Here is a 13844-nt window from a genome sequence, read left to right as displayed (position 1 = left end):
CGCTTCCTAATTCACTCGCTTCGTATCCTCCATTCCTCCTGAGAGACACGCAACAGACGGAATTGATTCCCTCTGTTGCGGAAACGACAACCAACCGCGATCGCAATCACTGCAAGTGCGATCGCGGTTAATTTTTTCACATAACAGCTTTGTGCATTCCCACAAGTTAAAGGATTATTCCAATTTGTCTGTTGAGTGCTGCTTCAATCGCCGCATCAGTGGCTTGAACTGAGATTTTAAAATACACACCCACAGCAGCCTTCAATCTCCAGCAGTGTTGCAGCTGGAGATTGAAGCGTGGTACGGTTGCATCTCCCTGGAATCCAGGTTAAGCCTGGTTCTTTACGAAGACGAAAATTCAGGGAATAATTAGAGAAATACAGATGAGGAAAATTTTTAGTTCGGTAGAAATACTATGCTGAGAATTGCGATCGTAGCTCTATTAACTTTGGAGATAGTGTTATTGTCTGCGTTAGCGCTATCTCCAGCTAACGCGACTAGCAGTGACTTTGAAAATTACATCTGGAGCTTTGCAGATGTAGGCAGCCATCAAGTTGTTTGTAAGAAGATTGTGATGCATCCGGAGAAACAGTTGCACTCCGGAGAATCTGGCAGACAAGTTGTAAAGATGTCTTCTACCTCTACAGTCGTGAGTGATAGTTATTGTGCTGCCTCAACGAAACCTGTTGTGGGAAGCTAATCGGTTACTTCAATACTGAGCTGAGTGGGAGGTAACTGGAACGCACCTCACATGTTAGTTATGTTTTGCCCGATTGCTCCCGGAAAGGTATAGCAGTCCTAAATGATGCGTGAGAGCGAGATGACCGACTTCTTTAAGGAAGTCGGTCATCTGTTCTGCTGATTCACAATTCCAATAGGGTTGTTATAGCGCCAGATAAAAAGAGATTATTACGCGCAAAATTCTCATAATACAAGTATTTTAATTCTCAAAATAATATCTCAAATTTTATATTTTTTGGGTTCGGATATCTCTACCTTCTTAATTCCAGGTTTCCGCCTAAAGTAGCATTTGCAAAACAAAATAGTCTTTATTAAAATTTTGTGAAGTAATTTCCTCTGTTTAGAAAATCCTTCACAAGGAACAAAACATCTATAGAACAGAGCCTCTTCTAATCTAAATTAGACCTTACTACAATTAAGAGGTTAGTGATGAGAATTGCACAGGTGGCTCCTTTATGGGAGCGTGTTCCACCTCCAGCCTATGGCGGCATTGAATTGGTTGTCGGGTTACTTTGCGATGAATTAGTCCGGCGCGGTCATGAGGTCACTTTGTTTGCATCTGGTGATTCCATCAGTCTCGCTAAATTAGAATCTGTTCATCCACAGGCACTCCGTTTAGACTCCTCAGTGAAGGAATATAGCATTTACGAAATGCTGCAATTGAGTCGAGTCTACGAGCAAGCAGATAAGTTTGATATCATTCACTCTCACATGGGCTGCGCTGTCTTGCCGTATGCGAATCTGGTAAAAACGCCTACTGTTCACACCCTGCATGGCATTTTTACCCCAGACAATGAAAAGCTGTTTATGCACGCCCGTCGTCAACCTTTCATTAGTATCTCCAATGACCAGCGGGAACCCAGACTAAATCTGAACTGCGTCGCTACAGTTTATAACGGCATCAATCCAACGATTTATGAGTTTTACCCCCAGCCGGATAACCCCCCTTACTTGGCTTTTCTAGGTCGAATCTCACCGGAAAAAGGGCCGCATTTGGCAATAGAAATTGCTAAGCGTTCTGGCTGGCACTTAAAGATGGCAGGGAAAGTGGATGTCGTTGATGTGGAATATTTTGAGCAGCAAATCAAGCCTCACATTGATGGTAAGCAGATTGAATATTTAGGTGAAGCAAACCATGTTCAAAAGAATGCATTGATGGGAGGGGCTGTTGCAACTTTATTCCCAATTACCTGGCGCGAACCGTTTGGGTTAGTCATGATTGAATCGATGGCATCGGGAACACCAGTGATTGCAATGAAGATGGGTTCTACGCCAGAAGTGATTGCTCACGGGAAGACAGGCTTTTTGACCCACAACGTTGAAGAAGCGATCGCTGCAATTGATAAAGCCGCCCAATTAAACCGCTACGCTTGTCGAGAACACGTGCAAACCCACTTCAGCGTCCAACAGATGACTGATGGTTACGAAGCAGTTTATCAACAAATCTTGGCAGAGCGCTTTTCGCAAAATGGTCACGTCCGCAGTCAATCTAAATTGCGTAGCACCCATTAATCGCTAATCGTTTTGAGGAATCTTACAGGGAGGAGGAAGCTTTTACCATCCAAACTGTAAGTCTTGATTTCTCAATTCAGTTCAGTTAAGAGCGAATCGCAGTTTAAGAATTTTAATTGCCCTAAAACTTGTTATCATTTCGCCTTGTTGCTGTTAAGTGAGCCGACTTAAGAAGAATTTCGCTGAATTAAGTTGTATGCAATTTCGCGTCTCTACAAATGCCCTTCGACTTAGCAATGGTGCAAGCTATGAGCTTTGCCACTAACCGGAGTGCTTGATAATTGAGCAAATTTTTACATAACTGTGGCTCAGATAAAGATATAGATAAGGGAGCAAGCCATCTACCAAGCGGCAAGAGGACTTCCCAATGCACTACCGTCTTAGATACCTCAGCTTTACTACTGCGACTCTACTACTTTCGGTAACATTTCCCCTTTTTCCGCTTACCTCAAACTTTGAGCCGCTGGTAGTTCAAGCACAAACGACCCAAGATAGAACAGCGGAGGCGAAGCGGCTGAACGCAGAGGGACTTCAGCAATTAGATAGGGGTCAATTTCGAGAAGGCTTAGAGAAATTCCAGCAGGCTTTAGCGATTAATCGAGAAATTGGCGATCGCAAAGGCGAGGGCGTCATTCTCAACAACATTGGGAGAGTTTACGACAGTCTGGGACAGTACCCGAAAGCATTAGAGTTCTATCAGCAAGCTTTAGCCATTCGCAAAGAAGTGGGCGACAAGGCGGGGGAAGGGACGACTCTCAACAATATTGGGGCAGTTTACAACTACCTGGGACAATACCCGAAAGCCTTGGAGTTTTATCAGCAAGCTTTAGCCATTCGCAAAGAAGTTGGCGACAGGGGAGGGGAAGGGACGACTCTCAGCAATATTGGGACAGTTTACAACTACCTAGGACAGTATCCCAAAGCCTTGGAGTTCTATCAGCAAGCTTTAGCCATTAGTAAAGACATTGGCGACAAACCGGGGGAAGGAACGATTCTCAACAATATTGGGTTAGTTTACAAAAACCTGGGACAGTACCCGAAAGCCTTGGAGTTCTATCAGCAAGCTTTAGCCATTCGCAAAGACACTGGCGGCAAGGCGGGGGAAGGGACGACTCTCAACAATATTGGGCAAGTTTACGACAGCCTGGGACAGTACCCGAAAGCCTTGGAGTTTTATCAGCAAGCTTTAGCCATTAGTAAAGATATTGGTGACAAGGCAGGGGAAGGAAATACCCTCAACAGCATTGGGACAGTTTACAACTACCTAGGACAGTATCCCAAAGCCCTGGAGTTCTATCAGCAAGCTTTAGCCATTAGTAAAGACATTGGCGACAAGGCAGGGGAAGGAGATACCTTCAACAATATTGGTGCAGTTTACAACTACCTGGGACAGTATCCCAAAGCCTTGGAGTTCTATCAGCAAGCTTTAGCCATTCGCTCTCGAATTGGCGACAAGGCGGGGGAAGGGACAACCCTCAACAACATTGGGGCAGTTTACGTCGAGCTAGGGCAGTATTTAAAAGCGTTGGAGTTCTATCAGCAAGCTTTAGCCATTCGCGGAGACGTTGGCGACAAACCGGGGGAAGGAACGACTCTCAACAATATTGGGTTAGTTTACAAAAACCTGGGACAGTACCCGAAAGCCCTAGAGTTCTATCAGCAAGCTTTAGCCATTAGTAAAGACATTGGCGACAAGGCGGGGGAAGGGACGACTCTCAACAATATTGGGCAAGTTTACAAAAACCTGGGACAGTACCCGAAAGCCTTAGAATTCTATCAGCAAGCTTTAGCCATTAGTAAAGATATTGGTGACAAGGCAGGGGATGGGACGACTCTCAACAATATTGGATCAGTTTACGACAGCCTGGGACAGTATCCCAAAGCCTTGGAGTTTTATCAGGAAGCTTTAGCCATTAGTAAAGACATTGGCGATAAGGCGGGGGAAGGGAGGACTCTAAATAATATTGGGGCAGTTTACCACTACCTGGGACAGTACCCGAAAGCTTTAGAGTTATATCAACAAGCTTTAGCCATTCGCTCTCGAATTGGCGACAAGGCAGGGGAAGGGACAACCCTCAACAACATTGGGGCAGTTTACAAGTACCTGGGACAATACCCAAAAGCCTTGGAATTTTATCAACAAGCTTTAGCGATTGTTAAAGAAATTGGCGATAAGCCAGGGGAAGGTGTAACCCTCAACAACATTGGTTTCCTGTTAGAGGAACAGAAGCAGCCGCAATTAGCGATCGCTTTCTTCAAACAATCTGTCAATGTCACCGAAGCCATTCGCAAAGATTTAAGAATCCTGCCAAAAGAGCAACAGCAGTCTTACACCGAAACCGTTGCAGCTACCTATCGCCGTCTTGCCGATCTCCTGCTGAAAGAAAACCGGGTACTCGAAGCACAACGAGTCCTCGACTTGCTCAAAGTTCAAGAACTCGACGATTACCTCCGCACCGTACAAGGGAACGAAAATACAAAACCGGGGGTGGAATATTTACCCTTAGAAGAGCGACTTTTGGGCGAGTACAATACTGAACTCGCTTCCGTTGTCCAAATTGGTAAAGAACTACAGAAACTCCAGAAGATTCCCGCAAGCGATCGCACTCCACAGCAGGAACAGCGCCGACGACAGATTGAAACCGCTCAGCGGGCAACAACTCGAAAATTTCTCGATTTCATCGGTTCTCCCCAAATTGTCGCCCTTGTCGGGCAACTGAACCAAACTACAGGCGGCGAAAACCTCAGCCCGCAAATGCTTGTAGGTTTACAGGACAACCTCAAGAAACTGGCACAAGATGCCGTTCTTCTCTATCCGCTGATTCTCGAAGATCGCCTGGAACTGGTACTCATTACCCCCTACGCGCCTCCGATTCATCAAACTGTCCCCGTCAAACGAGAAGAACTCAACCGCACCATTGCCGATTTTCGCTCAGCTTTGAAAAATCCGAACGCGAATGCGAAAGAACCTGCCCAAAAACTCTACAATTGGCTCATTCAACCGATAGAAGCTGCCCTTAAAGAAGCGAAAGCCCAGACCATTATCTATGCCCCAGACGGGCAACTGCGTTACATTCCCCTAGCGGCTTTGTATGACGGCAATCAGTGGTTGGTGCAGAAGTACCGCGTCAATAATATCACTGCCTTGAGTTTGATCGAGTGGGACAAGAAACCCCAAGCGCCTAAGATTTTAGCGGGTGCGTTCAGTCAGGGAAATTACAGCTTTCAAGTCGGCGATCGCAACTTCAACTTTGGAGGATTGCGCTTTGCAGGGAAGGAAGTCGAAAACTTGGTGGCGATGCTTCCCAGCACGACAGGTTTACTCAATCGGGACTTTAGCGAAAAGGAGATATTAGCCCGGATTAGCGATTATTCTATCCTTCACTTCGCGACTCATGCCGCTTTTGTCACGGGTAAACCAGAAGATTCGTTTATTTTATTTGGCAATGGCGATCGCGCAAATTTCCGCGATGTCGAAACTTGGCCTTTGAAAAACACCGATCTGGTCGTCCTTTCTGCCTGTGAAACCGGAGTCGGCGGTCAATTAGGTGATGGGAAAGAGATTTTAGGCTTTGGGTACCTGATGCAAAAGGCGGGTGCGAGGGCGGCGATCGCATCTTTGTGGACGGTCGATGATGGCGGTACCCAAGCACTGATGAATGCTTTCTATACCGCCCTAGAAAATGGCAATACCCCAAAAGCTGAATCCCTCCGCCAAGCACAAATCGCCTTGATTACCGGCGACTATACAGCTTTGGGTCAAGAACGGGGCATTTTTGTCGTCGAACGGATTCGCGATATACCCGGTAATGTTAGCGATCGCCTTAGCCACCCTTATTATTGGGCACCCTTCATCTTGATTGGCAATGGTCTATAAATGCCGATTACTGCTGTTCTTGCCCCGATCCGCCTTGATTCGGTCGTTGAGTCGCAGCGGCATTCTCCGGACTTTCTTCTTCGGCTCTTCTGGCATCAACACCTTCATCCAGAAGATCGGCTGGCTCTACTGAGAGGTCAGCCGCAGTATCAATCCGACCATTCGCATTCGTGTTGGGTTTTGGTGAAGTGCTTTTATGACTGGCATGACCACCTGGCATAATTTTTTCCTCAATTTAAATGAATTTATCTTTTTCAGCTTAGACTCATCGGTTTAGAGAAATACCCTATCTTGGGGCTTAAATTTGACTAAAAAAACTAACATTTCTGATTAGTTTCTGCTTATTCATTTTCTGTCTATTTATACTCAAAAAGTATAGATGGAGACGCGACAACCCTTGTCTATACTGGCTATCTAGAGGAAACCCGCTCTCAACGGCTTTCAACCCGGCTCTGCCAGAATTTGTCACCCGTGTCTTTTTAATTACCAGAATATTTTTTAGCATATTGAGATTTTAATTCAAGAGATCATACTTAGGATTGATGAGCTTACTAAGATAAATTTGCTTTTCTCTTGAAGAGTTGCTCGATTAAAAGATTTGTTAAATCGGTTAAAAAGATTAGCTCTGTTCTGGCATAAATACGATGAGTCTCTTCAAAGAAATATCGCTAAAGATACGTTTTGTTCTAGGATCGCTGCTCTATGTGAGTTATATGCCGCAGGCATGGGTCTATTCTCGCCAACGCGATCGCATTGAACAAGAGTTTCTCAATCCGCCAGCCGATGAGGCTTTTGACAACCCCGGAAAATTACTGCGGGGCGAGCCAAGCAATCGAGGTGCTAATTTTTACTTCGAGCAAGCAGAGTTAGAAATTTGTTTTCTGACTAGCGATTTAGTCCGAGTGGATTGGAAGCCGGGGATACCGCCGATTCCGTATGCGATCGCTCGTCAGGATTGGTCGGAAGTCGAGACGACGTTGGAAGAAACGGCGGAGGGTTGGACGGTTTCGAGCCACAATCTCACCGTTATCGTCGGAATCGATGGCAGCCTGAAATTCTGCGACGCCTCTGGACAAACCTTACGGGAAGAACTCCCGCCGCAACGAAAAGATGGGGGATGGATTCACAAAGCCCAACTGCGAGAAGAAGAACGCATTTATGGCTTAGGAGAACGCGCTTCTTCCCTCAACCTGCGTGCAGCGAGGGAGGTGACAAAGAAAGGAGAAGTTACCGAGCAACCTAAAACCTATCGGATGTGGAACTATGACGCTGCTGGGATGTATGCCCCCGGTTCAGATCCGATGTATATTTGCATTCCGGTTTATTGGGGTCTTCACTCCGCAGGCAGTTACTTGGTTTTCTATGAAAATTCTTTTAATGCCAATTTTACGTTTGCAGATGTCGCCACAGCCGACTTCGACGGAGGATCGCTGCGTTACTACTTCACCTCCGGCTCCCCTGCGGAACTACTAGAGCGTTACACGGAGCTGACGGGACGTTCTCCCCTGCCTCCACGCTGGGCTTTGGGCTATCATCAGTCGAAGTGGGGATATGGTACGGAAGAGGCAGTCCGCAAAGAAGCGAAGACATTTCAGGCTCATAACTTGCCGTTGAGTGCGATTCACCTAGATATTGACTGTCAGGTGGGATACCGAGCCTTCACGATTGACCCAGAGCGCTTTCCCAACTTAGGAAGTTTTACGCAAGAACTGGCTGAGCTGGGGGTGCAGTTTATTGCCATCCTTAACCCTGGAATCAAGTACAGCCGCCAGAGCAACTTGTTCTTAGAGGGTCAGATTCTTGATGCGTTTTGCAAACACCCTAACGGTAAGCTTGTTGTTGCCCCGGTCTGGCCCGGTTGGTCAGTTTTCCCCGATTACACAAATCCAACGGTACGCAAGTGGTGGAGTCGGCAGTATGCATACTTGCTCGATGTCGGCGTGGCAGGATTTTGGCACGACATGAACGAACCGGCTGCTTTTATTCTTTGGGGCGATCGCTCTCTTCCCAAACCGACGCGGCATTTCCTGGAGGGGAGAGGGGGCGACCACCGGGAGGCGCATAATATCTACGGATTGCTGCAAGCGGAGGCGGGATACAAAAGTCTGCGGGAACATCGACCCCATCAACGCCCGTTCATTGTTTCGCGTTCGGGTTGGGCGGGACTCCAGCGCTATGCTTGGACTTGGACGGGTGATATTGAGTGTACTTGGGCGGCGTTGCGGCAGACGGTGGCGACGGTTGTGGGGTTAGGACTATCGGGAGTTCCTTATAGTGGCCCGGATATCGGCGGTTTTCAGGGAAATCCGAGTGCTGAACTTTACCTGCGCTGGTTCCAGATGGCAAGTTTTCTGACTTTTTGCCGCACCCACTCTTCTAATAACGTTGAACACCGGACGCCGTGGACGTATGGCGAACCTTACTTAAGTATCATTCGGCAATTCTTGCAATTACGCTATAAACTGCTGCCCTACTTCTATACATTGGCTTGGGAAGCAAGCCAGAAGGGTTATTCTCCAGTTCGTCCGCTTTTCTGGGCTGACAGCGATGAATCTGCACTTTGGGATGTAGAAGATGCTTTCTTGTTGGGCGATGCACTGCTGGTTTGTCCGATTGTCGAGGATAAAGCGCGATCGCGTGAAGTCCTCTTACCGAAAGGTCGTTGGTATCGTTTCTGGGATGATGCAGTCCTGGAGGGTTCGCAGTCGGTAAGTCTGGATGCACCGCTAGAGCAAATTCCGGTGCTGGTAAGGGCGGGGAGTATTCTCCCAATGGAAGAAGATCGGCAACTGATTCTTCACCTCTATCCACCCGTGCAAGGAACCGGCGAAGCTCATCTTTACAGCGACGCCGGAGATGGATATGGAGAATCGCGGCTCGATCGATTCCGGATGGTGCGGGACGAGAACGGTTTAGAACTGACCTGGGAAGAACAACACGGGGATTATGCTTTCCCTTACGCCAGTGTCCAGGTGCAACTTCACGGGATGGAAGTGCAGCAAGCTTGGCTAGATGGGGCAGAAGTGACTTCTCAGGGGAATCGTGTGGAATGCGTTAGCGCAGCGGGAGGCGGTAGCATCCATCGCTTCCAGCAAATTCGCTTGAAAGGAGCGTTTTTTTAATCCCAATTGCCTCTTTTAAGCTTGATTGCAGAATGGCTACGTTAGTCCTGTCGATGATAGTTTCATGCGTACAAACAATGCCGGTGCCAAGAACACGATCCACAACGCCGCGATCGCAAATGTCACCACCTCAAGCGCCACCCCGTAAATACCGATGAGGCGAGGCACCAGTACGAGCATGGCAAGTCCTCCCAAACCGACCGCCAGCTTCAACATTTGCTTTTGCAGGGGAAGTATATCTGGGGAGTAATGAACGTACCAATATTCCAGGGGCATTCCAATTCCCATACCCAGTGCAGCACCAAAAATTTCCCAAGCTTGGGGCAAAAAGCCGGTGAAAGGAAACACTGCAACGGGTGCGGAAAGACCGAGGATTAAGAAAAATCGAAAGGGGCGTCCGGAGAACCAGTGCAAAAGCACGAACCACAAACGCTGATAAGTCAGCACCAGGATCAGCCCGATCGACACACCACCGAGTAAGTCTACCGGATAGTGTACGCCGAGATATAGGCGACTCAGCATCACCCCCGCAACAGTACCCACCGCAACCACGATCGGGATACGATCGAACGCAGCCAACGTTCCCCACAGGGTAGTTGCAGTAACGGTGTGTCCGCTGGGAAAGGACGGTACTGTTTGTTTTTCGCGGATCTCGATCTGCGGGTCGTGCGGACGCGGCACCGGGAAGAGTGTCCAAATCAGGACGTTTGTAAAGGTTGCCCAGAGGATAATACCCAGCAAGCCGTAGGCAAGCTCTCGCCCCCAGATCCACAACACCACAGCAAAGACCACTGCGATCGCCGGAACTGTCCCTAGTATGGTGAGGGTCTTAAAGAACCAACTCCAGCTAGCCCCAAAAAAGCGCTGAACTCCAATAATCGACTCAGCACTCCACAGTAGCTCAATCCCCATGCCGCAATTTTTTCCAAAAAACCTAACTAAATATATTACGTTTTAGCTAAGTCGCTGTGCTGGAGGAGAATTCCACGCTTAGAATGCGGTACCAAAGTCTCAGGGAGAAGCCGTCCCTGTTCGCGGGGAAGAAGCCGATTCATAAATCTAGGGTGGGGCCTAATAACTGGCTGTTTCCTCCATCTCCTCTTTCCTCGCCTTCTCTTCGAGACTCTACACGAACGGCATGGGTCACAGGAGTATCGTCAACAGCCGGGGTTTCATCCCGCTCCCCCTCGATCCGGTAGAGGACGGGACTTCCTGCGAGGCGAGTTAAAAACCAGAGGGAAAAGTCTCTGGCACTTCGTCTGTCTCCCATCCGGCACGCTCTAGTGGCTGCACTGCTTGGGTTTCGTCGAAGTGGATGATGGCGTCAAATTGGTCGGGTAGCCGTGCGTGGAAGTAATGGCTGCTCCGCTCGGTTTCGGGTCGATAGATGACACCGATCGCCCGTTCCAATCGAGGCTCCCGCAATCCTTTGATTGATGAGCCACTGTCGCGTAAGGCGAGCAGGAAGCGCGGCAAACCCGTATCGTGAAACAGCCCTTCATAACTGTCTGGGACTGCCGGACGGATGCGCTTGCGTTCGGCAGGTGCGTCCCAATTTGAGGCGGCGGTGACGGTTCCCGTGTAGGTGCTGAAGCCGACGAGTACCGCGTCGCGACCGTACTGTTCGCGCACCAGTTGACCGACATTCAGTTCGCCGTGTGCGCTCATGTCGGTTGCGCGGGCGTCGCCGAGATGGGAGTTGTGTGCCCAAAGGACGACCTTGGTGCGATCGCCTTGTTTGTCCAAATGAGCGACGAGGTGTTGCAGCGTTTCTGCCATGTGGCGATCGCGCAAATTCCACGACGATACCCGACCACGAAACATTGAGCGGTAGTATTCCTCGGCGTTCTTGACCAGTCGTGCGTTCTGTTCGGCAAAGAAAAATTCGTCCTCTGTCACGCGACCATCCCGATGGGCGTACTCGCTAGCACGATGTTGCAATTCTAGAAGTTGGTTAACAACTTGGCTCTCACAGGATTCCTCAACATCGAAGTTGGCGACATACCCGTAGGATTGAGCGTCTTCACCAAAGTCTTCAAAGCACGAGTAGCGGTGACGCGCCTGTTCTGCCGCCTCTGGGTCAATTTTGTCCAGGTAGTCGAGAACGGCGGCGATTGACTGGTGTAGGCTGTAGAGGTCAAGACCGTAGAAGCCAGTCTTCGTCGCATTTTCAGGGAGGGCGCTATTGTACTGGCGCAGCCAATCAATGAAGTTGACCACATCCGCGTTGCGCCACATCCAAGCGGGGAAGCGTCCAAAGCCAGAGAGTGCTTCGTTACTGGTGGTATCGTCGCTGACACCAGTGACGTAGCGGTTGACGCGGTAAGCATCGGGCCAATCGGCTTCGACAGCGATCGCTGTAAAGCCTTTTTCTTGAATCAGCCGCTTGGTAATTTCGGCTCGCGCTTGATAAAATTCATGGGTGCCGTGGGATGCCTCACCCAGCAAGACAAAGCGGGCATCGCCAACAAGTTCCATCAAGGGGTCGTAGTCCGAGGTGGCACCTGTGAGCGGGTGGGCAATCTGGCGCACGGTATCGGTTAGCTTAGTCTGAGTCGCATTAGTCTGAGTCGCGTCGGGCATCGCTTTAGCCCTCCTTTCAAAAATTTGCTTGGGACAGCGATCGCTACCGGGTGAATATTTATGCGATCGCATTGCTGATGAGAACTGGTTCTTGGCAGACTCTTATACTTGTGCAAAATACTTGTGCAAAGTCTCAGAACGTGGAGAGTCTACCTCCAAACTAACTGCCACGATTTCTGCTAACTTCTACCCCAGGAAAGGCTCTGAGTGAAGTTAGTCTGTTATGAGGAATAGAAAAAAGCCGAGAAACGTAGACGTTGCACGCTCAAAGTCTGATGCGTGTAGCAGCGAGCGCTTTCTTGGCATTCTTGGCAACGTTGACGATCGAGACTTCGGCTTGACTCGCACGTTGAAAAACTCTCAATTTATTACTAATAAAGCTTGCAATGACTGCATCGACTCCTGCCTACGTTCTCGCCCTAGACCTCGGTACTACCGGCAACCGAGCGATCTTATTTAATGCTGACGGGATGATTGTTAGCTCTGCTTACAAAGAACTCACTCAGTATTATCCCCAACCGGGTTGGTTAGAGCATGACCCCAGAGAAATTTGGCAAGATACTTGTTGGGCGATGCAGACTGTATTGCAGAAGGCGGACATCACTGCAAAAGATATTGCTGCGATTGGGTTAAGCGTGCAGCGAGAAACTTGTCTGCTGTGGGACAAAACCACGGGGCGACCGTTACATAATGCCATTGTCTGGCAAGACCGACGCACGGCACCCCTGTGCAATCAACTTGCAAGTCAAGGTCACGCAGCAAATATTTACGAGCGCACGGGGTTAGTATTAGATGCCTACTTTTCTGCAACTAAATTAACTTGGTTGTTGGAGGAAATTCAACGAGAACATCCCCCCATCGATTTAGAGAATGTTTTAGCAGGCACGATTGATACCTGGATTCTCTGGAACCTCACAGGCGGTAAGGTTCACGCCACGGATGATAGTAACGCCAGCCGCACGATGTTGATGAATTTGGCTTCGCGGGAGTGGGATGAAACGCTGCTGAAGTTATTTAAAATTCCGGTTCATTTGATGCCAAAAATCCAGCCAAGTTTAGGCTTATTTGGCTACACTCAGCCGGAATTATTAGGCGGTGAGGTGCCCATTACGGCAATTTTAGGCGATCAACAAGCTTCCTTATTTGCTCATGGTTGCGATCGGCCTGGGTTATTAAAATGCACCTATGGCACTGGCTGCTTCTTAGTTACACATACCGGAGAGAAAATACAGCGATCGCGCAATCAACTCCTTTCGACTGTCGCTTGGACGCAGACAGGCAATGACGGAAAAATCCAAGTCGGCTATGGCATGGAAGGCAGTATATTTACCACTGGAGCTTGCATCCAATGGTTGCGGGATGGCATTAAACTGATTACTGCGGCTACGGATACAGAACGAATGGCGCAGCAGGTGGCGGATAACGGAGGTGTTTACTTCGTTCCGGCTTTGAGTGGTTTGGGTGCGCCGCACTGGGATATGAGTGCGAGGGGGGCATTTTTCGGCATTACGGGCGGGGTGCAGCGAGAACACATGGTCAGGGCGGTGCTAGAAGCGATCGCCTTCCAAGTCAAAGAAGTTGTACAAGCCATCAACCAAGATAGCGGCACCGACATTTCCCTGCTAAAAGTAGATGGAGGAGCTTGTCAAAATGACTTTTTAATGCAACTCCAAGCGGATGTTTTAGGAATCCCAGTAGAACGTCCAGCCGTTCTCGATGCTTCTGCACAAGGTGCCGCTTTTGCTGCTGGTTTGGCAGTTAATTTTTGGCAAGATTACGCCACATTAACCGCAAGCCGTCAAATCGACCGAACTTTTCAACCCGGTGCGGGAGTCACCCAGGCACAGGCGAATTTTACAATATGGCAAAAAGCAGTTGAAAGAGCGAAACATTGGGGGTAGTGCCAAAGATGTAATGATAGAGAAGTAGAGTTTCTCGCTGTCCTTCTTCCATGCCTGCCTGCCCAACTTGTGCATCTACCCACACGGTCAAGAATGGTCGTATTCACA

The 13844-nt window shown here is 48.8% G+C and carries 10 protein-coding genes; 5 read left to right on the top strand and 5 right to left on the bottom strand.

Annotated features, from left to right (window positions below):
- Positions 1 to 11 precede the first annotated feature (11 nt).
- Positions 12 to 140: a hypothetical protein gene (locus NDI33_RS22690; protein ID WP_277878884.1), complete on the bottom strand. Its 129-nt coding sequence runs from the start codon at positions 138 to 140 to the stop codon at positions 12 to 14.
- A 275-nt stretch (positions 141 to 415) separates the two neighbouring features.
- Between NDI33_RS22690 and NDI33_RS22685 the strand changes: the two genes are divergently transcribed.
- From NDI33_RS22685 to NDI33_RS22675, 3 genes are all read left to right on the top strand, one after another.
- Positions 416 to 700, top strand: coding sequence for a hypothetical protein (locus NDI33_RS22685; RefSeq protein ID WP_190412245.1), 285 nt, complete (start codon positions 416 to 418; stop codon positions 698 to 700).
- 470 nt (positions 701 to 1170) lie between these two features.
- Positions 1171 to 2253 carry a glycosyltransferase family 4 protein gene (locus tag NDI33_RS22680; RefSeq protein ID WP_190676158.1) on the top strand — a complete coding sequence of 361 codons (1083 nt, stop codon included), beginning with the start codon at positions 1171 to 1173 and terminating at the stop codon, positions 2251 to 2253.
- A gap of 367 nt (positions 2254 to 2620) precedes the next feature.
- Positions 2621 to 6130: a tetratricopeptide repeat protein gene (locus NDI33_RS22675; protein ID WP_190676156.1), complete on the top strand. Its 3510-nt coding sequence runs from the start codon at positions 2621 to 2623 to the stop codon at positions 6128 to 6130.
- A 7-nt stretch (positions 6131 to 6137) separates the two neighbouring features.
- Here NDI33_RS22675 and NDI33_RS22670 read toward each other — a convergent pair whose 3' ends face one another.
- Entirely contained in the window at positions 6138 to 6350 is a 213-nt protein-coding gene (locus tag NDI33_RS22670) for a hypothetical protein (protein WP_190412242.1), read from the bottom strand.
- A gap of 424 nt (positions 6351 to 6774) precedes the next feature.
- Here NDI33_RS22670 and NDI33_RS22665 point away from each other — a divergent pair, with 424 nt between their 5' ends.
- Entirely contained in the window at positions 6775 to 9252 is a 2478-nt protein-coding gene (locus tag NDI33_RS22665) for a glycoside hydrolase family 31 protein (protein ID WP_190676154.1), read from the top strand.
- Positions 9253 to 9288: 36 nt separating this feature from the next.
- On the opposite strand, the gene NDI33_RS22660 is transcribed toward NDI33_RS22665, so the two are convergent.
- From NDI33_RS22660 to NDI33_RS22650, 3 genes are all read right to left on the bottom strand, one after another.
- Complete coding sequence (locus tag NDI33_RS22660) at positions 9289 to 10164, bottom strand: phosphatase PAP2 family protein (RefSeq protein WP_190676152.1); 876 nt, start codon at positions 10162 to 10164, stop codon at positions 9289 to 9291.
- 139 nt (positions 10165 to 10303) lie between these two features.
- A complete protein-coding gene (locus tag NDI33_RS22655; RefSeq protein ID WP_190676149.1) occupies positions 10304 to 10522 on the bottom strand; it encodes a hypothetical protein in 219 nt (72 codons plus the stop codon).
- On the bottom strand, positions 10477 to 11835 hold the full coding sequence (locus NDI33_RS22650; protein ID WP_190676204.1) for an erythromycin esterase family protein: 1359 nt from the start codon (positions 11833 to 11835) through the stop codon (positions 10477 to 10479). The genes NDI33_RS22655 and NDI33_RS22650 overlap by 46 nt, the downstream gene beginning before the upstream one ends.
- Positions 11836 to 12221: 386 nt before the next feature.
- Here NDI33_RS22650 and glpK point away from each other — a divergent pair, with 386 nt between their 5' ends.
- Positions 12222 to 13736 (top strand): glycerol kinase GlpK, encoded by a 1515-nt coding sequence (gene glpK, locus NDI33_RS22645; RefSeq protein WP_190676147.1) that lies wholly within the window; start codon positions 12222 to 12224, stop codon positions 13734 to 13736.
- The last annotated feature ends 108 nt before the right edge of the window (positions 13737 to 13844 follow it).

The organism is Trichocoleus sp. DQ-A1, from assembly GCF_039961955.1.
Lineage (GTDB): Bacteria > Cyanobacteriota > Cyanobacteriia > Cyanobacteriales > FACHB-T130 > FACHB-T130.
The sequence above is the reverse complement of the archived record's forward strand: the minus strand, read 5'-3'. Positions and strand labels throughout refer to the sequence as shown.